At 59.4% G+C, this 19,896-nt stretch carries 12 protein-coding genes and 2 pseudogenes; 7 read left to right on the forward strand and 7 right to left on the reverse strand.

Annotated elements, in window-relative coordinates; all coding sequences use genetic code 11:
* Positions 1-829 precede the first annotated feature (829 nt).
* From AKL29_RS40820 to AKL29_RS19850, 5 genes and pseudogenes are all read left to right on the forward strand, one after another.
* The gene (locus tag AKL29_RS40820) at positions 830-1,858 is read left to right on the forward strand and encodes an eCIS core domain-containing protein (protein WP_082190631.1); all 1,029 of its coding nucleotides are present in this window, start codon (positions 830-832) and stop codon (positions 1,856-1,858) included.
* A gap of 538 nt (positions 1,859-2,396) precedes the next feature.
* A pseudogene (gene istA, locus AKL29_RS19840) lies at positions 2,397-3,921 on the forward strand (IS21 family transposase).
* A 9-nt stretch (positions 3,922-3,930) separates the two neighbouring features.
* Positions 3,931-4,380, forward strand: a complete 450-nt coding sequence (locus AKL29_RS45145; protein ID WP_050385299.1) for a P-loop NTPase family protein — start codon at positions 3,931-3,933, stop codon at positions 4,378-4,380.
* Positions 4,381-4,508: 128 nt separating this feature from the next.
* Positions 4,509-4,715: a hypothetical protein gene (locus AKL29_RS42060; RefSeq protein ID WP_152977678.1), complete on the forward strand. Its 207-nt coding sequence runs from the start codon at positions 4,509-4,511 to the stop codon at positions 4,713-4,715.
* Between the two features lie 687 nt (positions 4,716-5,402).
* Entirely contained in the window at positions 5,403-5,840 is a 438-nt protein-coding gene (locus AKL29_RS19850) for a hypothetical protein (protein WP_028336649.1), read from the forward strand.
* A 707-nt stretch (positions 5,841-6,547) separates the two neighbouring features.
* Here AKL29_RS19850 and AKL29_RS19855 read toward each other — a convergent pair.
* The 4 genes and pseudogenes from AKL29_RS19855 to AKL29_RS19870 all read right to left on the reverse strand — a co-directional run bounded on the left by AKL29_RS19855 (position 6,548) and on the right by AKL29_RS19870 (position 11,952).
* Positions 6,548-7,009, reverse strand: coding sequence for a hypothetical protein (locus tag AKL29_RS19855; RefSeq protein ID WP_152977679.1), 462 nt, complete (start codon positions 7,007-7,009; stop codon positions 6,548-6,550).
* A gap of 39 nt (positions 7,010-7,048) precedes the next feature.
* Entirely contained in the window at positions 7,049-7,387 is a 339-nt protein-coding gene (locus AKL29_RS42880; protein ID WP_160321763.1) for a hypothetical protein, read from the reverse strand.
* 288 nt (positions 7,388-7,675) lie between these two features.
* A pseudogene (locus tag AKL29_RS19865) lies at positions 7,676-8,087 on the reverse strand (Hsp20 family protein).
* 463 nt (positions 8,088-8,550) lie between these two features.
* A complete protein-coding gene (locus AKL29_RS19870; RefSeq protein ID WP_244482206.1) occupies positions 8,551-11,952 on the reverse strand; it encodes an autotransporter family protein in 3,402 nt (1,133 codons plus the stop codon).
* Positions 11,953-12,824: 872 nt separating this feature from the next.
* Between AKL29_RS19870 and AKL29_RS19875 the strand changes: the two genes are divergently transcribed.
* Positions 12,825-14,156: an MFS transporter gene (locus AKL29_RS19875; RefSeq protein ID WP_050385301.1), complete on the forward strand. Its 1,332-nt coding sequence runs from the start codon at positions 12,825-12,827 to the stop codon at positions 14,154-14,156.
* 122 nt (positions 14,157-14,278) lie between these two features.
* Here AKL29_RS19875 and AKL29_RS19880 read toward each other — a convergent pair whose 3' ends face one another.
* A complete protein-coding gene (locus tag AKL29_RS19880) occupies positions 14,279-14,827 on the reverse strand; it encodes a nucleotidyltransferase family protein (protein ID WP_050385302.1) in 549 nt (182 codons plus the stop codon).
* A gap of 482 nt (positions 14,828-15,309) precedes the next feature.
* On the opposite strand from AKL29_RS19880, the gene AKL29_RS42065 reads away from it, so the two are divergent.
* On the forward strand, positions 15,310-15,537 hold the full coding sequence (locus AKL29_RS42065) for a hypothetical protein (RefSeq protein WP_152977680.1): 228 nt from the start codon (positions 15,310-15,312) through the stop codon (positions 15,535-15,537).
* An 836-nt stretch (positions 15,538-16,373) separates the two neighbouring features.
* Here AKL29_RS42065 and AKL29_RS19890 read toward each other — a convergent pair.
* Together AKL29_RS19890 and AKL29_RS19895 are read right to left on the reverse strand one after the other, a co-directional pair.
* Positions 16,374-18,647 carry a hypothetical protein gene (locus tag AKL29_RS19890; protein WP_050385304.1) on the reverse strand — a complete coding sequence of 758 codons (2,274 nt, stop codon included), beginning with the start codon at positions 18,645-18,647 and terminating at the stop codon, positions 16,374-16,376.
* A gap of 653 nt (positions 18,648-19,300) precedes the next feature.
* Positions 19,301-19,642 (reverse strand): hypothetical protein, encoded by a 342-nt coding sequence (locus tag AKL29_RS19895; protein ID WP_244482208.1) that lies wholly within the window; start codon positions 19,640-19,642, stop codon positions 19,301-19,303.
* Positions 19,643-19,896: the final 254 nt, after the last annotated feature.

Here is a 19,896-nt window from a genome sequence, read left to right on the forward strand (position 1 = left end):
CGATGAATTGCCAGTGCCATCTGAGAGAAGCACGATGCGCCGCGGCATTTTCTTCCTCAATCAAATGAAATCGGTAAGCTGTCGCAATAGTCAGACAACATGTGGTTGCAATATACGCTAGATGAGCGTTGCTCGCCCATGAGTCAAGATCAATTAATCTTTCATTTTGGAATCTGCTCTCGAAGGGTCCTTTTCCAATCGGAAGGGCGACTTGGTGACTTGGTGTCCTTATATGCAGCGCAGATCGCACAGCCCTTCAGCGCCTTTCGGCTCATCACGCAGATTCTCAATAGATGGGTTGCGAGCTCCGTCCGTCCGGTTCGTACAAAAAACCCGGATCTGAACTAGCTACGGTTATTCTTGACAATCACAACCTTAGCTCGAATCATTCAACCGATTGGGATCGACCATTTTCGTTGACGTCGTGCTCTTAAATTTGAGCTGCGCATGGGAGCTTGGCTCCCTGTTCGTTTAGCTGCCTGGAAAGAACGATCAAACGGCTGTAAGGCCCAAACTCAATGGCCCGGAAATCGTTATCGACATCTCCTCAGCAATACGCCGTGGCCGGAAGGAGTCGCGTCCGGGACGCGCCGATGGCGATCTACCATCTGCACGTCACGAACATCAGCAGGCGCGACGGCCGGTCGGCCGCTGCCGCGGCAGCCTATCGACTGGCTGGAAGCCGTTCGCGCCGAGCCAGCGGCCCCCCATCGTCAACCTGGAGAACCGGCTCGATTGGCTTCTGCCGAAGAAGCGCGAAGAGGGACCGTCAGTGCACGATCGGGGGCGTGATTGACAGTGACTTTCGATTTCAGATGGAGGTATTTTCATGAATCTCAAGACAGCTTTCATCTCCTTGTGCTTTATTTCGATAACCAACGTGCCGGCTTCGAACGCTGGAGGTCTCTTTGGAGACCTTATCAACAACGTAGTGCCCGGCGCCGGAACGGCGCTGGACAATGCCCACCGGCAAATCAAGAACGCCATTCCGCCCTATAAGGCGCTCGAAGAGGGTGCGACCCACACGGTCAACGAGGCCTTTGTTCAAGCCGGGGCTCCGGCGCTGATTGAGCTCATCGCGCGATCGCGCGATGACGCCTTGCGAGGTGGCGTTTTTCCGATTCCGCCGGACATCCGAGCCAACTTGAGCGGATTTATTCCCGAGGACATCCTCAATGCAGCACGCTATCGCGTCAAAGGTGGCGGCGACCTGACCCTGCAAGTTAATGCGATCCGCTATGGCGAAGCTGCAGCCATCACCTTGGACTACGTCATCATTTTCAAAGAGCAGAATGATGCGTTGTACAATCCGACGCTCTGGGCGCACGAACTCACCCATGTGGGGCAATATCAGAGCTGGGGGATCCACGATTTCGCGGTCCGATATCTCCGCAGCTATGCCGACGTGGAACGGCCAGCCTACGAAGCCGAAACCCGTTATGCCGCTTGGGTTGCGACACGAAATGCGAATCAAGTCGGGGTTACCAGCGGTCCCGTCAATGCGAACCAGATCAATCAACCGGTCTCTCAGTTTGCTGGAGCGGGTGTCTCGAACATCTGCGGCACGGTTCTCGGCATGTGCGGTTTGCCTGGATCTGCGCCCGCCGGCACATCATGCTGGTGCGGCACGCCAGCAGGTCCAGTGACAGGTTCGGTGGTCCCCCCTCCACAGAATATCGCCTCATCGATGCCAGTCGGGCTTCCGGCGGGTACCCCGATGACTGCGTGCGGTTGCTGGGGCCCGTCTCCCCCCATGTCCGCGCCCGAACCTCAGTGCGCAAGCCAGGCTGTGCGAATTGCCGGATGTCCCGCATTCTGTCCGACAGGAGGTCAAGCCTATGGTTACGTCTGCAACTGAGTGGCTGCCTTGAAATAAGCGGATCCGAAGAATCTCAACCACAAGCGACGTCATCTTCAGGAAGCGCGTTCTCGCCGCGCTCGATAAACCGAAGAAGAGCAAGCTTGTCTCGATCTTGAATAGCGGTTTCTTCCTCTGGCTCCTGACCCTGTGTGTCGTAACCGTGGGAGGCGCCTATCTGACCTCATACCAGCAATGCCGGAAAGAGGCGGAGGACGAAATCGAACGCAACACGAGAATACAAAGAGAGCTCTTTCAACGTGAACTCAGGATCCGCGAAATCATCATGAGCTCCTCTTCGCGGAGATGAGAAGTCAGCTCAAGCAGCCCAGCTGCGGATTCCGAGATGATGGTGCGCACAATACCGACTTGATGGCGCGCAGGGTTCCGAAATGATCGCGCGCAGCATTCCGAGCATTCTCCGCGCAGCATTCCGATTTGATCGTGCGCAGTTTCGGATGGTGTGAGGCCTGATCGTTGGGCCAATTCTCCGGCTGGAAGCAGCTGGGAGGATTGGATGCCGACGAGGAGGGTTACGATGCGCCAGGTGCGCGAGATTGTGAGGTTGAGTCTTGAGGCTGGGCTCTCGACGCGCGTGGTTGGCGAGCGCGTCGGCATCGGGCCGACGACGGTACGTGACACGCTGAAGCGATTTGCGCGCGCGGGTCTGGCATGGCCAGTCCCGGAAGCGATAAGCGACGCGGAGCTGGAGCAACTGCTGTACGGGGTGCCTGGCGTGAAGCCCGGTCGCCGCAAGGTGGCCGAGCCTGACTGGTCCGCTATTGCCCGCGAGCTCAAGCGCAGGCATGTGACCTTGCAGGTGCTGTGGGAAGAGTACATTGCGGACCATCCGGACGGGTACCGGTATAGCCGTTTCTGTGACTTGTTCCGCAACTGGGAAGGCCGGCTGCCGCTGGTGATGCGCCAGCACCACGGCGGGGGCGAGAAATTGTTTGTCGACTATGCCGGCGACACGGTGCCGGTGGTTGACCGTAAGACCGGCGAGGTGCGTGACGCGCACATCTTCGTGGCGGTCATGGGCGCGTCCAGCTTGTCGTTCGCGCTGGCGACGTGGACCGAGCAGCTCGGCGACTGGATCGCGGGACATAACGCGGCCTTCAGCTTTTTTGGTGGCGCGACGCAACTGCTGGTACCCGACAACGCCAAGGTCGCGGTGATCAAGGCCTGCCTCTATGACCCTATGGTCAACCGCAGCTACAGCGATATGGCGCAGCATTACGGCACGGCGATTTTGCCGGCACGGCCGCGTCGTCCGAGAGACAAGGCCAAGGTCGAGGCCTGCGTCGGAATCATCGAGCGCTGGCTGCTGGGGCGGCTGCGCAACCGAACCTTTTACAGCCTGGCCGAACTCAACGGTGCGATCGCCGAGTGGCTGGCCAAGCTCAATGACGGACGGGTGCTGCGCCAGTATGGCCGCACACGGCGCCAGCTGTTCGAGGAAATTGACGCGCCGACTCTTAAACAGCTTCCCGGCGAGCCGTGGGTCCATGCCGAATGGCGCCGATGCCCGGGTCGGCCTCGACTATCACGTCGAGATCGAACGACACTACTACTCGGTGCCCTATCGCTTCGCCCGTCGAGAGGTAGAAGCGCGGATCTGCGCGCGAACCGTTGAAATCTTCCTGGGGGGCGAGCGCATCGCCGCGCATATGCGCGGCAGTGGCAACGGGCGGCACACGACGATCAGCGCCCACATGCCTTCCAGCCACCGACGCTATGGCGAGTGGACGCCGGCAAAGATCCGCAGCGAGGCAAGCCGCATCGGCCCGATGCTGCGCCAGCTGGTCGACCGGATCATTGAGGATCGGCCGCATCCCGAACAGGGCTATCGTTCGTGCCTGGGCATCATCCGGCTCGAGAAGCGCTTTGGCGCCGAGCGCCTCGAGGCGGCCGCGTTGCGCGCGCTTGAGATCCAGGCTCGCAACTACCCGAGCGTCAAATCGATCCTCGAGAAGGGCCTCGATCGCGTCCCAACGCCTGCGTCGCCCGAGCGCGAGCCGATCGTACACACCAACATCAGAGGCTCGAACTATTACCACTAAGGAGAGAAAATGCTGACACACCCCACACTCCACCTGCTTACCCGGCTCGGCCTTACCGGCATGGCCGAGGCCTTCACGAGCCTCACCGACAACGAGGAGGCCCAGGGTCTCGCTCACGCCGAATGGCTGGCGCTGCTGCCGGCCCATGAGGCGACTTGGCGTAACAACCGGCGCCTGGCGCTTCGTCTTGGCCTCGGCGCTCGACGAAGCCGGACGCCGACGGCAATGCGCAGCACCCATTGTCAAAGATTGTGGCGAGCAGGTGGTATTTCCTTCACTGCAACGGCGCGTCCCCGCATCGCAGATGGCAGACAGTATGTGGCGCTGTCCGAACTGCAGTGCGGCGCCAATCGACCGATTTGCAGCGCCGTTCTGGAAAGCAGCTTCATAAAGCTCAGCAGGCTTGCGGAGGCCTGCAGTAAGTTCGGCAGGCCGTGCTGCTTGCGCGAGGGATCGTGACCCGAAGGGCCAAGAAGCTGAAAGCGGCTTGGTAAGCGCAGCGCGTAGAGCGGCGGTCCGAAGGACGCGCCCCAGATTTCGCCTTGCCCTGCCGGAACGTTTGACTAGGCTCGTTCGCGAGGCGCGCGATGCAGGAATTGACCGATCTATTGTCCGAGGCTACGGCGGCGATTGAACCAGGTTATTTCCGCTTGAGTGTTCATGGCGGCCTGCCCGTCTATCGCGAGCGTGTCTATTGCAATGAGCTGTATCACCAGATGCGTAAGCGCTGGCTGGGCGGCTGTCTCCCTTCTTGCTCGTTGGCGAAGTCGACAAGGCGGCCCATCCGGTGCTGATGGAACTGCGACCCGACGGCTGCAAGCCCGACCTGCTCGTACATAGATCTAGCGACATGGACGGCAATCACGCGGTGCTGGAGGTGAAGCCAGCGCGTTCGGCCCGCAATGGCGCTCCGAAAGATCGGGATACGTTGTCGGTCTTCCCGCGCGTCGTGGGAAGAACGTGCGATCTACCTGATTTATGGGGAGAACATTTCTGGCGCGCTTGTGCGGACGATCGTCTCATTCACAGCGCGCAGACATGCCGCTGTCCGTCGAGACTGGCTGCATGTTGCTGCCGGCGAACCGGCGTTCTGCGAACATATCCTTGGACCGGCCGGACAGCCGTGCATACCTGATCACGTCGTGCACCGGCGCTATGCTCTGCCTTATTTGGAATAAACCTTGTCTTTGTATGCATGCAGCCGGCCATCGCGATATCTAGCGCTCCTCAACCACCAGGGAGACACTTGAAGCGAATGATCGGTCCTGCCCCCTATCTTGATCCCGGGCGCCATCTATTTCTCTCTACGTTGGAACGTCTTCTGCCGTGCTCGTTTGAAAACACGCTGCAAACGAAAACCCGCCGCGGCGGTGCCGGGCGGGCGCATCTATTCACATAAGCTGATTTGCGGGCGCAAATCGGCTAGTCGCTGCAAAAGTCAATTCGTGGTCCGGACCTGAGGAGAACGATAAGGGTGTAACATGAGCGTCACCGGTCTAGCTATTGTGCTCGTCATCGGCCTAGCCGCCGTGATGGTCGTTTACCTGCTTGTGAGGAAAAGCCGGCGTGAGCGCTATAGCCAAAGACAAGATATCCCCGATGAACGTGACGCGAACGCTGGCCCGCAAAACCATCCATCCGCAATCGTCGACCCCGAACGCGGTGATGCGGCCCGCCCCCCTACAGCGCTCGGCGGCCGGTACACCCACCTTGAAAATGATCCGACCTACGCAACAAGCGTGGAATTGGGCAACGTTTTGATGGACCTCAGCGAGTTGGAGACGGACCTTGCCCTGGCTCGGCAAAGCAAGGACACGGATTTAGCTCTCAAAATCCGGCTCGAGATGGACGACTTGGAAAATCGCGCTTCCCAACTAGAGAAGCAACTCGCGAATGGTCCCGATATTCGCCCGCGCTAGCCCCGCCGCTACCGGAAGTACGTCATGCCGCCGACAACGATCGATAGGACAAAAGCCAGTGCAGCGGCCCCAATGATCCATGGCATGTCACGGCGTTCTCTGGGGGTCATGCGGATTCTCCGGTCGCGACACTGAGCGCAAAGAAAAAGGTCTCAGCACGAGGGGTGCAAGTGCCGAGACCGAGTACCATCATCCCTCGTTCAACGCCGATGACGGTCGGCACCGAACAGGCCATCAACTTACCTGCTAGGGGATTGTTCCTATTCCCGGTGTTGCCGTATCAGCTGATCGTGCCACGCCATGGCCGCGAGCGAGCCAAAAATACGCACTGAGGCCAGCTCTACGGCTGCCGTGGCCGTTTCAGCCTCAACCACGCCCCCCTCCGGCCTTTGGCGTGAGGGCCAAGTCGCACTGAACGGCCTTGGCGCTTGTCGTGGCTATACCGCGATCAGGTACCCAAAGTGCGCTCTCGATGGTGACCGCTGCCGGCGCTGAGCGCCGCAGCCTCGCAACGGCTGGCGCCAAATTTTCTGCGTAGCCGATACGGCGGGCCTTCGGGCTGTCGATGCCGGCGACATAGACGCAGGCGAAACCCACCGCGCTTCGGTTGGTCCCGGATCGGCTTGGTATGGTCGACACGGTCGATCATCGGCGCCCCTCAAATCGAGCCGCCCTATCGCTGCCGTCGCTTCAGCGCATGCCATCCTTCATCCAGCCGACGCCGCCGATCCACACTTTGCCGTGTGCGTTAACGACCGGCTTAACCCCGGCCATGGCCCGTTCAGCCAGGAAGTTCGGCAGATGCGCCCAGCCGGCTCGTCGACCATCTCGATGCTGAGCTCCGCCCCGCCGAAAATGCTCAGGATCAACGCGACCGACTTGTCGATCCGGTTGTGGATCGTCCGCTCGCTGCATCGCTCCCGCTCAGCCATGCGCCAGATAGGGTCATCGTGCGCCCATACGCCGCCGTGGTGGTGTCCTAGCCAAGCTAGCCAGTCGGTTACGGTCTCAGCCTGGGCGATCTCACGAGCCGTCGGCGATTCGGACGCGGGTCTCGTTGTAGCCGTGGGACAGACGGCATCGGCCGTCGCCCGGTTCCAGACCTGCGATACGCGCTGAAACTTGAGCTCGGAGTCGCCGAGCGCGTCGAGCACTACGATCCCACGCATGATCGCACCCTAAAGGGCCGAGTGCTGCTGCTTCGTGTGTCATCCCGCTTCGCTCTTGCCCTTCAGCTTAGGAACAGCACCAATCGATCCCGATTGACTTCTGAAAAGGCGAGGAACGCTCCGGTGCCCATAACAATGGTAGCCGCGAGGGATCTTGAGCTCATCGCGCTGCGCGAAATCCGCAGCTTCCCCGGCGGAGAGTACGTCTGTCACGTCGAAGTCGAACCCGCTGGCAGCGATTGGGTAATGACGGCAATAGCCCGCGACGGCGCCGATCTCGATCGCATCCAGTATGCCGTCAGCTTGACCACCAAGAGGCTGAAGCAGCGGTATGCGGTACGGTTCGATTGGTGAGCTTGTGGCGTGGCGAAAGGTCATGAGGTGACGGGCTCCGCAATTCCGGTCGCCATCGAGCTCGGGACGGTGCGCCCGGGCCTACCCATGACGCCAAGATGGCGCGCTTCTCGGAGTGGTGAGGCGCGCATGGGAATCACATCCCGGGGATGTTCGATAATGGCGCCGGCATGAAGGATTGTATTGACGTCGACTACGGTGCTCCCGAGTGAGGTCGCCGGCCGCATGGCCGCCTCCTTTCTTTAGACGAACGGGCGAGAGTCGCGCGGGACAACCCGCGCGGCTTCGACCAAACCTGCCGTCCAATTCGGTTCAGGCGGCCTTGGCTTCGATCTGGGCCACCTTGCTGGCTGCAGCGCCGTTCATCGCGATACGGCGCGGCTTCATCGCCTCGGAGATCTCCCGCTGCAGATCGATCACAAGAAGGCCATTCTCGAAGCGGGCGCCCTTGACCTCGACGTACTCGGCCAGCGTGAATTGGCGCTTGAAGTTGCGGGCCGAAATGCCGCGATGCAGGAAGGTCTTGCCTTCCTCTCGCTCGTGCGGCCTTTGAGTGTCAGGACGTTCTGCTCGGCGGCGAGTGTGACCTCGGGCGTAAAGCCGGCGAGCGCGACCGAGATCTGGAAGTGGTTCTCGTCGAGACGTTCGACGTTGTAGGGGGATAGGCCTCTTCGGCGGTCCGCTGGACCTCGTCGAGAACGTCAAAAAGGCGATCGAATCCAATCGTGACTTGTCGCGCCGTCCGCGATCCAGTTGCGTGGGCTTCTCCCGAAAGGCGCTCGGTCTTTCAGAGCCGCTGTTCTTTTCGGATTCGGCTATAACCCCTCCTCCTCACGCCGGCTTTTGGTAGCGCCTCGGTTTCACCGGCTTCACGGGAGGCCTTTCCGCCGCGGCCCGTTCTGGTCTGCCCCCAAGTCGGACGAGAAATCGGAGTGCCCGGCGAAGCAGCCGCTCGATCCCGCCGGACTTGAGGCGCGTTAGACGATGTCGGATAGGTTGTCAGCGCTGACAAAAAGGCTGCTTGACCTTCAGCGAGCTCGCTCAGACATCGCGCCTAGACGCCGGCGCCGGCGTTCAGGCAGACCAACCTCGATCGCCGGCGCCAGGTTCTTGTCCGCGAGATGTGGATCGAAACCGACATGGTTCCAGTGCGCGCGCGCCGATCCGAAATCGACTGACCATGCATATCAGAACTTCACGTTGAAGGTGGCATTCAGTCCGTTCTGAGTGATGCCTGAACCGAACTGGCCCTGGTAGGCGATCCCGAGGATGCTGTTGCTCGAAAGCCGGAAGTTCAGACCGGATTCGACGAGCGCGACGTCCTTGCCAATGGATACGCCCGAAGCTGCAAAAGCACTAGAACCAGCAGCAAAGCTGGCTGTCGAAAACGGAATGAGGTCACCAACGGCATGGCGCCAGCCAATATCGGCTCGCGCAGTTGTGGCTATCTGACCAAGCTGAAAACGTGTGGTCGCATAGACGCCGAGCGTGGAGAGCGTCGTATCCATCGTGTTAGCGCAAATATCAAGCGCCGCCCCGTTCAATCCCCTCTCGCTCAAGCCATCCGTCGCGACACGAACATGGGCGAGATTGGCATAAGGCTCGATTATGGAATACTTGCCGAGATGGACTTTGTAGCCCAATTCTCCAAAGATCTGGAAAGTGCCTGCGTCGTAGTCCGAGATTAGATTGTCGTTGAACCCCGGAAACCTAACGTTGCGGCTCATCTCAAGATCGTGCCATGTGTAGGCAATGCCTGAGCGGAAGGCGATGGCTCCTTCCGGCACGGTCCACTCGGTGCCGGCATAGGTCCCGAAAGTGTAGCTGTCGCTGCGGCCTGACGAAGAAGCAGCGCCAGCCTTGAAAGTGGAACGGCTGTAGCCCGCAAGAACACCGAAGCGCCAGTCATCGAATACCGACGTGTCGATACCGGTCATAAAGCCGCTGATCGTGGATCTCGTGCTTGCGGCATTGCTGTCACCTGATTGGGCCGTCCAGCCGCCAAATGCAGAAGTCCACGCGGCATAACCCTGCAGGTCAGAAGATGGCAGGCCCAAGGTGGCCGGGGCGACCGCGCCGATGGCAGACGCTGAATTGTCGCCTCGCCCCTGCTCAGGACCATACCCCATCACCGCCATCGGTGATGATGGCGCCCCGCCAAACGCCTGTTCGAGACGGTTGTAAACTGCCGATCGCGCATAGAAGCTGTCATTGACACGTCTGCCCTGCTCCGACGCATAGGCGGACGGCGAAAGCTGACGCAGCGCAGATGTTACCGCCGTGCCGTCTGATGCGGAGAAGTCGAGTGCCGTGACGAGCGGGTGCAGCGCCAACGCAGCGTGGCCGGCGACTTGATCGAGCGCCGCGCCCACCTGGCGGCTGTTGGCATCGGCCCCATATCGCGAGTAAGCATCGGATAATCGGGAGAGTGTCAACGCATAGGTGTTGTCGCCCTCGGCAGTAGCGCTCGCCAGCAAGGTCGGCGATTGCAGCGATGTTGCCACGTTGGCGAACGAGCCGGTGAGATTTGTCGCGTTCAGCCACTGATTGGACGAGAAGCTAAAGCCACTGCCATACCAGCCGCGCTGCGGGGTGATCGTGAGCGTGCCGTCGAGCGTCGCATTGCCGTTCACCACCAGGCGGCTGAACGCACCGCTATCATTCAACGCGACCTGCAAGCGACCGGTCGATGTCTGCTGATAGTCGCCTTTCACTTTTATGCTGCTGTTAACACCACCGATAAGCGGCGCGACCGAACCGCCATTGGCGAAGCGGCCGTCAGTACTGAGCAGATAACTGCCATTGCCGGACAAGGTGGCGCCTTGCGCGACAGTTGCGTCATACACTTCGTGATTGCCGGTAAACAACGTGACGCCACCCGACCACTGCAGCGACAGGTTGCGCCCAACGATATTCCCTTCATAGCGGGTTGCAAAGCTTGCGTCGGGCTGCTCCGTTGAGTGACCGTCCGCATCAGGCGTCATGCCGAATGTCAATCTGGTCAGGCGCGGAGCACCGTTCGCGTCAAGCTGGGCGTAATCAGACAGGATGTCCCCTGACAGCGTTGCGCCACGCATCACATTGATCTCGCCGACATAACCATTGTTCGACATGTAAATCGCTGCATGACTGCCAGCCAGTCGCCCGGTCAGATCGAACGCGCTGACGAGCGGGCCGTCGATTTCGTTCAGCATCGGGGCCGCGTGATCGTCAATCGTGCGAATATATGAGCCACGGTATTCACCGTCATTCCCCATCGCATTGTTGCCAAAATCGAAACTTGCTGCGATGCCCTGCTCGCCGAGCGCCTGCACGTTTCCGCGCTGAGTAAACGTGTGATCCTTGCCATAAGCGAACATGACGCCGCGCCCATAGGCGCCGTCGGCGTATACGCTAGTCCCAGGCGGGATTATGATCTGATTGTTTACGCCATCGACGCGGATGCCAGCCCCCCCTGCGCCTTTCGAAAGCAGGTCGGCACGCTGGACCACAGTATTGCCGCTGCCATAGACGTGTAGCCCAAGTCCGAGCGTAGCCGTATTGTATGTATTGGGCAGATAGGCGGTACCGTCAGCATTACGAGCGAAGAAGGGATTGTCGTTGACCAGATTCTGACCATTGCCGTAGATGGAGTAACCGAAGTGATTGCGCCGATCGATGCCGTAGCCCATATCCTGAAACGCGGCGATTTCCGCCTCCATCAGGGCAGTGTAGTTCCGGTATCTCTGGTGGCTCATCAGGCTGTTCTTAAGTTCACTATGCGAGACGAAGGGTACATCACGCCGTTGACCATGCTCGTCCATCACTCGCACCGGAACACCTGGCATGGCACCGGCCAGCACCTCACTCACATGTTTCCCGGCGAAATAGCCCCGATCGCGGCGCAGGTCGAAAACGTCGTCGGCTTGCTGGTTCGTGCAGACGGAGCAATAGATCGTCTGTCCAGGCTTGGCTTGTTTGCCATTGTCGTCGTGCAAATGCTCCGTCCAGGCATTTATCTTTTCGGGGAAAAACGTTGATATCGACCCAGGGAAGTACGGAGATGGTTCATAGCTGATAGTGCTGAGCATACCGTGCGCATGGCCGAGCTCATGGATCACTACGGGTGTAAGACCAATGTTTGGAGTCGTCGGCAATTGCGAGGGGATGTATGCTTCGGACGAAAATCCCATCTGGCCAATTGTAACCATCCCATGCGCGCCGTATTGCAGCTCGCCTGGATCCTGGCCCGTGAGTGCCGCCTGCACCTTGGTGCCACCACCGGGGGACATACCACTATAGGCAGATGCGTTTTCCTCGCTATTCCCACCGAAGTTGACAATGGCTGGCGCTTGACCCGGTGTAGCCTTGATGATTTCCGCCCAATACCGAATCGCCGCCAGTGAATGATCTATTTCCGATCGCGGCAAATTCCGCGTTGCCCCCTTGTCACCTTCCCAATAAGGGCCGTCACCGGGACCGAATATCTGCGCTCGCATGAAGGGCAGGCCGTTCGTGTCTGTGACATCGAAAGTTTCAACGGCCCTACTGGGCGAAGCCAGCAACGCATTAACCGCAAGTACAACGGTCGTAACTGTCTTCGTCTGCATACTACACATTCTATTCGAGGCATTGCAGGCGTGCTTTGCCATCCAACTTCGAGCGCGGGTGCACGCAGATGCGCGAGCGAAGCACGGCCGTCATTGGTCAGACATCGGCCGTGCACAGTACGCGTGCCATAACCTGACGGCAGCACTTCAATACGAAAGGAAGATTATTTCCCTGGGTCGGCCTTGATGAAACCAAGTCCACTCAAGGAGGCGTACCCCCATTGCTGGTGACTTCGATTTCAAATTCCTGGAGCTCAGAACTGGAGCATCACGCTTGCATTTGCGCTCCGCCGAGCCGCTGCTCGCCAAACCGAAGATGACCGCCTGATGCCTGCGGGCAATGCGAACTCCTATTGTCTATTGATCGCACGAAGATCCTGCATTGCAGCGTACCAATCCCGACAGGGCGGGCAGCCGCGCGCAACTAACAAGTAGGGAGCAAAAGCCGGGCCAAACCGCCTGATGCGTCCGTCCACGCGCAATCAGCTGGACGCAGCATCCACGCGCGGCGGCCGTTTTATGCGAAGACGAGCGCCGCCTGTTCGGCGCCCGCCAATCTTGTCGTAAACCCGCCATTGCACAGGAGCACAACGACGGATCGACCCGACAACTTGCAGCGCGTTCCTTTAGTCGTGTTTGCTTGCGATTGCCGCGATCAGTTCAAGGTTTGAATGGGGCTGCAGCAGACAGGCATTTTTATTGCACTCATCGCCATGAGCTCGTCCTGCCATGCGTGAGGCAGATGTGGAGCAGCGGGGTGCGTGGCCGGCCACCTCAAGTTAGGCGACATGTAACGCAAGTGGAATGCAACGCGCGCGGGCTGACTGATCGAAATGTTCAGGCCAGCGATTACGCTTTAGAACGGATCGAGTATGGCCGGGCAATTGGCTCGCAAGAAGCCGCAGCCGGTCTCCGTTCCGGCAGACGAGCGCTTGACCGGCCGCGCCGTGTGGGGCGCAACCATCGGCAATATTCTCGAATTCTACGACTTCGGGACCTATAGCTTTTTCGCTATCCAGATCGGTCAAGCGTTCTTCCCGGCGAGCGACCCGTTCGCCAGCCTCATGCTGTCGCTCGCAACCTTCGGCGCGGGTTTTGTGACCAGACCGATCGGGGCCATCCTGCTCGGCTCGTACTCGGATCGGGCCGGCCGCCGGCCCGCGATGACCGTCAGCTTTGCAATGATGAGTACCGCGATCCTTGTGTTGGCGGTTATGCCCTCGTACGAGACAATAGGAATCGCCGCTCCGTTGCTGGTCATTTTTGCACGTTTGGTGCAGGGCTTCGCGCTCGGCGGTGAGGTTGGTCCGACGACCGCCTATTTGCTGGAAGCGGCCGCGGCCGAACGGCGCGGTCTTGCTGTTTCGTTTCAGCCTGCCAGTCAACAGATCGCCGCGACGGCCGGCGCGTTGGTCGGAGAAATACTCTCCCTCACCATGACAAGGGAGGCACTCAATGCGTACGGATGGCGGGTTGCGCTTTTGCTCGGCGCCGCCACGCTGCCGTTCGGGCTCTGGTTGCGGAGCGCCCTGCCCGAAACGTTGCACTGCCCCGAAGAGCCGGTTCCCAGCGTTCAGCCCGTAAGGAGGTCGCTTGCCGCTCGCCGCATCGTGGGTTTGGGATTTGTTATTTTGGCCAGTTGCACGATCGTCACCTATGTCACAGGATATATGACCACCTATGCGCTGAACACCCTGCAAGTTTCCGCGCCTCTCGCCTTTGGCGCCACGCTCATCAGCAATACGGTAGGAATTGCTGCCGCACTGCTGGGCGGCTGGCTCGCAGACCGCGCGGGCCGCCGGCACGTCATGATTTGGCCGCAGGTCGCTGCGTTGCTGATGACCTATCCGGTGTTCTTCTGGATCTCAGAGAGCCGCAGTGCCCTCGCACTTCTCGGCGGCCTCGGCGCGCTCACCCTGATCGGAACGATTCCGTATAGCGCTTTCTATGTGAGCATGGCCGAAGGTTTGCCCAAGAACATTCGAGGTGGCACCTTCGCGACGATCTACGCTTTTGCAATAGCGATCTTCGGAGGCACAGCTCAACCACTCGTCACCTGGCTGATCCACCTGACCGGGAGCGCTCTGGCGCCCGCCTGGTATATGCTTGTCGCTAGCGCGGCGGGGCTCTGTGCCATGCTTATGATGCCCGAGACCGCACCGCTCAAAATTCAGTGGGCCGTGAATAAGCAAGACCCGCCATAGCGCTGGACAATGTGATCATGGGCTACTTCCGGAGGATATCGCGCGCCGCCTCACGCGGCCCGGCAAGAATCTAGGTCGCACCTTTGATGAAATGACAGTAAGTGCCGCGACCAGAGGCCGTGTCACAGAAAGGTGAGCCTCGGCCACCGGCGAGCCCAATCTTTCGAAGCAATTCTTCGATTATAGACTGACAATTTTGTTCTGAACACGGGGGTTGGCCTAATGATCATGTGCAAGAGATCGTCAATGCCATGCGGCGCCATGATTTCGACTCGTCCGTCCGAAAGCTTCGCTGCAACGGCGGTTGCCGTTTCGGGCCAACACCGAACTGCATCTTCACTGTCCCGATAAGGCACGTCGCCGTTCCGCTCGTACATCCGTGCTTGATTGCGGACGGACCAAGGGATGCCTTTCCGATCATTGGTTAGTCGGCGCTCGATCGCCACGTCTCTTTCGGAATTCACGTTCGAATGATCACAATAAACCACGTCGACATCGCTGCCGGAGAGGAGTTCGATGGAGTAGCCATGTAGGTGGTCCCAGACTGCATTGCGAATGACGCCAGCGCCGATCCAACAATCATCGATGGCGAGCGTTGCGACAGAGCGCAACAGCCCCGTCAAGAGAGGCTGATCTCCGACGAAGTTCGCCACATCCTCAACGGTTCGCATCTAGCAACCGTAACAGTTGCGGTAAGATTTGAAAATCGGTACCGCGCCCGATATCTCGCAATTGAGGATTTCTGCTACACCAAAGCGTGGGCGTCGAATTTGGCCAGATTGGGCGCGCCATCGACGAAGTCATCGCCGACATTACGCATAATCCCGCGAGCACGAAGATCTAGAGCGGGTCAAGTCGCGGCTGATCGAGCAAGTAATCCAAAACCAGGATGATCAAGATATTGCTCGCGCGCTGGTATGGCCGCGATCAACGAACGGCAGCGCGATATGCTGAACCGGCTATTGGATGGCTTCGAAGGCAATTGACATCGACGAAGGGCGGCGATTGAGAAGTGCTCGCCCGATACCGCTCTGCGGGATTCAGGGTCTGGTGGATTAAGGTATCCTCGTCAAGGACCGAGCTGGAGGCCGAAGCACAGTTACTCCCTCATCTCCGCGTGAAGCTCGCGGCTGGATTGGGAGGTCATGCGACCATGAGTGCTTCGGCCTTCGAATGGGAAAAAGTTATCGCAGTTTTCATGATTGCTGCTGGCTTCATGCTATTGCTGGTCGGCCTCATCGGGAAGAGGCGCCAGCGGCGTTCTGAGGAGACAGAGGAAGAAGAGGAGGTAATCGACCAGACCCGGCCGCAAATCGAGCCGCTGCAGCGGCTCTCGTCCACTGAGCGTGCAAAACAGGGGGACCAAGGCGGCTACAACTAGTCGGCCCCTTTCAAGCCGCCATAGACTTGGTGGCCGGGAGAGCGATAGCGAGCAATGCGTAAACTGGAAGAAGACTTCCGCTGGGCGGCCGCCGGAAAGGGCCGTTTTGCAAGACACGCGGAACACGCTCGTGCCTCGAGAGTGTTCAGGATGGCCCGATCTTAATCGAGAAGATCAGTCAAGCTATGCTTTTCCGATAAAGCGTCGCCCGCCGGATATTGGCGGTGCGAAAAACAATAGCGGCTCGAATATTTGGACGACGATCCTGCAAGACAGGAACGAGCTAGGCCTGGTGAAGGCTAAAAAACGAAAAGCCCCAGCACCTTCTGGGGGCCGTGGAAGCCGGGATGCTGGGGCCATCGTCGCCTGATCCGAGAGTAGCAAATGGATAGGCAACCTCATTGTGCATCGCCGATTCGATTCGTCAAACTGGCTCGGGATGCTTATGCTCCGGATATCCCAATCATCCTAACCCAAGATCCCGCCGGAGCTTTGCCCACCAGTTCGCGGGCGACTTACAGGCTTTTCACGCCGAGCGCGATGACCCGAAAGGAGCGCCGTCGGCACATGGTCCTCCGACCTGACGCACACGTGGAGCCGCTTGTCATGGCGCCGATCTTCGTCGCATCCGGTCGAAGCACCACGTGGTGGACTCGCTCGCCCCGTAAAAGAAAACGGATCGCACGCCGGCGAGCCTGAGAGAAGGAGCGTGTTCTCTTCCCGCGGCTCCTCCTCTCAGGAGCTGGAGCCTGCCGGACCTCGCTGCGGCTCACCGGATCCGCGGCGTCAAGGCATGACTGATGCCGCCACCACAAGCGGCAATCTGCCAACAGACACTAAGTCCCATATCGAGTGGCCTGCGTCGACCCGTGCTCTGCCTCGGCAAAAGGATACCGTGGGTAGGCGCTGAAAGCGGTGCCTAACAAGGATTTGCAGAACGCAGGCGTGAGCTTGCCGCGGTGGATAACGACGTCTTCGTGGCCCATTGCAGCTCGAGCGTTCTGCCAGAGACGATTGTAGCCGCGCTGTTCATTGGATTTCACGTGGCAAGCGGCGAACTCGGCGTCATCTAATGTCGGCAGCTGCCACGCATGGACCGGCCGCTTCGTATGGATGTGCACCCACATTGGACTTGGCATTGCACGATTGCCAAGTCCCTTCGGCTGCAGCTTGACCTCGAACAGCGTCCCTGGCTCGCCCTTCAACGCGCGCGGTGGCTCCAAGGGAGCCACCAACTCCTCGGCCGCTTGCATCTGTTCAAGGTAATTCTGCGAGGGGAAGGCGTAGGTCTTCATGCAATTCATCTTGATCGCGGCCCTTTGCCCCTTTAAAGCATTTGCCTGCCCCTGCACCTCGGACAAAATCGCTTTGAGTCGGACTATTTTGCCGTGCACTTCGGGTAGTTGCGCAGGCGTGAATAGGCCGCGTCGACGAGGTTCTTCCAGCGCGGCTACACAGGCCTCAATCTCGGCGGCGTGGCTCTGTAGGCGTCCGACGACGGTGTCCACGACGTGGCCGGCATCTTCAGGTTTCATGTGGCGCGCTTGCGAGATGGCCCTTTGCTGAGTGCGCAGATCGAACTGCAAAAGTTCGTCCAATCGCTCGAGCAGGCGTGTCAGCGCCTCCTTCGATGGCGGAGCCTGCCATATCGCCAAGTGTCCCGTCGCCGACGATACCGCCCTCGCGCGCGCCTCCTCCGCGCTTGCGAGTTTCTTCGTGCCCAGATCCGAGAGCACGATAACCTTGGCTGCTGGCGCCGCATCGGCGTCGGGTCTAGCGGACTGCTGATCGGGCTGCCCGGCCGCCGAACTCCCCGTGCCGGCGGCCTGCGTGCGCTTGCCTTTCCCCTTCCTGCGCGCTGCGGTGCCTTCGGCAACTACAGCCCCGCCGATCGTGTTGGCCGGTATCGCGGGGTCAGCCTCAGCCGGTATTGAAATCATGGCTGGCGTCTTCGGCTGCACTGCCAGGAGGCGCATGACTTCATGCGCGGTAACCCACGCGCCCTCCACGATCTGATCCAACAGTTCCAACGGAAGCTCGGAACCTGCTCCCTCATTCCTTAGCTTGGCAACGATGTCGGGCAACCCTGACGCAAATTCCGATAGCCGCTCCATGACCCCTTCAAGAACGGCGCAGTGTTCTGCATCGAGGGCCCGTCCTTTGCTGTTTAGAACAGCATCGCTCGTCGAGAGGAACGCCGGAACAACATCCCCTATGAAGGTTCCGAGTAGACGCGCCCGACCGTTCTCATCCAAGAGGATTTGCCTGACGGCCGGGTCCAGCGTGCTCGCCTGCGACTCAATCTTGACCCGCGCGAGAGCGCCCTGCGATTGCAGATGCACGCACTTCGTATACAGTGCCCAGCCGGTGTGCAGCCGTAGTGTCGCCTGTTCGGCCTGTCGCATTTCGGCGGTTGCACTTGGCAAGTTGGCAGTGGCTGCGCAGACGGACTGCATCCTTTCCGAGCGCAACGCCTTCTTTTCCCACCACTCCGTACAGGCCAAATAGTGTTTCGCCGCACTAGAAGCCACTCGGATCAGTTGGTCGGGCGGAGCATTGGATTGGCGCGACCGCTCGAGTATCTTTCCGGCATTCTTCCTACTCTGCTCCAGGGCGTAGATAGTCAGTGCGGCCAGCGCGTTGCATTGGTTCCCCGCATCGAGCGTCTCGTCACGAACCCAGCGAGCCCGATCGTCAGACTGAATGCTGCGCGCCACATCTGGGGGTAGGCTCGCGTAGTAGTCCAGAACTGCTCCGCCGGCTTTGACAACCTGATCGATCAGCTCTTGCGCCTCCGACGAGGGCTGAGCGTGCATGGCCGCACTGCGGCGAGCATTAAATTCCTCAAGCAGGCTGTCCATTTTACGCTTCGCAGCGTTGATCCCCTCACCGCCTGAGACAATGGGGTCTGCCGCAACCGAACCTGACGGCAGGCTCGTGAGCATCGCCATTCGATCTTCCGGCGCAGAGCGCAACCGCTCCACGACAGAATCGAAAAATCGGCCGCCTTCCGCGGGGATAATACTCGACTGCGAACTGCTCGATCTCGACGTACTGTCGGCTCCTGCAGTCCCAACGTGCGGTTCGCCAGTTCGGCCAATGCCCGTCATGTTCTATCTCCCATACAGTCAACAATGCGCAGCCCCGCTGGATAGACCGCCTGGCTGACGATTGGCTGACGAAGGACGCTCCCGGGCACAAAGAAAACCCGACTCACCCGAGTTCCAATTTCATTGGAAGCTGTTGTGGCGCTAGATGCAGCATACGCGATGGCCCCATCACATGCCGGGATAGTCAGTTGCAGCGCGTGGCCGCGGCTGGCGCTGCCTCGCGTGATTACCAAGGAAATGTGCGCTGCCAGGCTGCGCCTGTCTTTACCGTGACGGCGATCCTTAATAACTCGGCCGATGGCGGCGGCTTTGTCTATGGAACGGTCTTGCCAAAGGCCATCCCGGATACTGAAGGCTGTCACGAGCATGGCCCACACCGTGGAACGGACTCGAGAATTGTGACGAAGGAAGTACCGGAGGATGCGATTTTCAGACCTTCGGTAGCAACAAGCGTCTTACTAACCGGGAAGGAGATGCTGGTCTTCGAAGAGTCGCGAATCCAACGACGCGCGGATCCTGGCTAAGTGTGGAACGTCCGTCAAAACAACATCTTATTCTCACGCTCGAATTGAGCAGAACCGACGTTGCGCAACTCCCTTTCAAACAGGATCTCGCCTGAAGATGCCGCCCATTTATGCGTACTTAGAATACGCTCAAAAAAATATCGCAGCGAGCGTGCCAAGCGCACCGAGCACCAGTCCGATCAGCGAACCTGCCGTCGGCACATCTCGAAACAGCAGAATCGTAAGAATTGGTTCCACCACTAAGATGGCTCCCACCGATATCGCGATGATTATCCAGATATTCTCAAAATGCATGTATCCCAGTGCATATCCGAAGACGAGAAGGACGCCGCCGACGGATATCAGCAGGAACATCGGCAAGAGTGTTGTCAGGTCCCCGCCGGCTTTTCCAAACTGCTTTGAGGCAATCAACTCTGCGATTATTGAAAGCGCTTCTCCAAAGAAAATCGCTCCCACCGCTACAATCTTCAATGTTAAGCTCATCGCCTGACATGTCGAAAACGCTAGGTCAAAGGGAGACTTCCAAGGACGTATCCATCTCTAGGCTGCCTTAGACAGCTGGAAATGCAAAAGCCCTCGGCCGGGGCACCACCGCTCATCGCCCCTCGCAGGCGTTCGACGCCTGCTGAATGCCGCCCAGTTCCCGAGATGCGGACGTTCCTCACGCCGATCAACCGCTTTCGGTAATGTGCAGCGACGAGAGTGGTCAAACAGGGGACGAAACA

The sequence above is a fragment of the Bradyrhizobium pachyrhizi genome (assembly GCF_001189245.1).
GTDB lineage: Bacteria > Pseudomonadota > Alphaproteobacteria > Rhizobiales > Xanthobacteraceae > Bradyrhizobium > Bradyrhizobium pachyrhizi.

Bases quoted from the DNA above. Each gene is read 5' to 3' on its own strand.
- AKL29_RS40820 (WP_082190631.1), top strand. From the start codon at position 830: ATGAATCTCAAGACAGCTTTCATCTCCTTGTGCTTTATTTCGATAACC.
- AKL29_RS45145 (WP_050385299.1), top strand. From the start codon at position 3,931: ATGCTGACACACCCCACACTCCACCTGCTTACCCGGCTCGGCCTTACC.
- AKL29_RS42060 (WP_152977678.1), top strand. From the start codon at position 4,509: ATGCAGGAATTGACCGATCTATTGTCCGAGGCTACGGCGGCGATTGAA.
- AKL29_RS19850 (WP_028336649.1), top strand. From the start codon at position 5,403: ATGAGCGTCACCGGTCTAGCTATTGTGCTCGTCATCGGCCTAGCCGCC.
- AKL29_RS19855 (WP_152977679.1), bottom strand. From the start codon at position 7,009: ATGCGTGGGATCGTAGTGCTCGACGCGCTCGGCGACTCCGAGCTCAAG.
- AKL29_RS42880 (WP_160321763.1), bottom strand. From the start codon at position 7,387: ATGACCTTTCGCCACGCCACAAGCTCACCAATCGAACCGTACCGCATA.
- AKL29_RS19870 (WP_244482206.1), bottom strand. From the start codon at position 11,952: ATGCAGACGAAGACAGTTACGACCGTTGTACTTGCGGTTAATGCGTTG.
- AKL29_RS19875 (WP_050385301.1), top strand. From the start codon at position 12,825: ATGGCCGGGCAATTGGCTCGCAAGAAGCCGCAGCCGGTCTCCGTTCCG.
- AKL29_RS19880 (WP_050385302.1), bottom strand. From the start codon at position 14,827: ATGCGAACCGTTGAGGATGTGGCGAACTTCGTCGGAGATCAGCCTCTC.
- AKL29_RS42065 (WP_152977680.1), top strand. From the start codon at position 15,310: ATGAGTGCTTCGGCCTTCGAATGGGAAAAAGTTATCGCAGTTTTCATG.
- AKL29_RS19890 (WP_050385304.1), bottom strand. From the start codon at position 18,647: ATGACGGGCATTGGCCGAACTGGCGAACCGCACGTTGGGACTGCAGGA.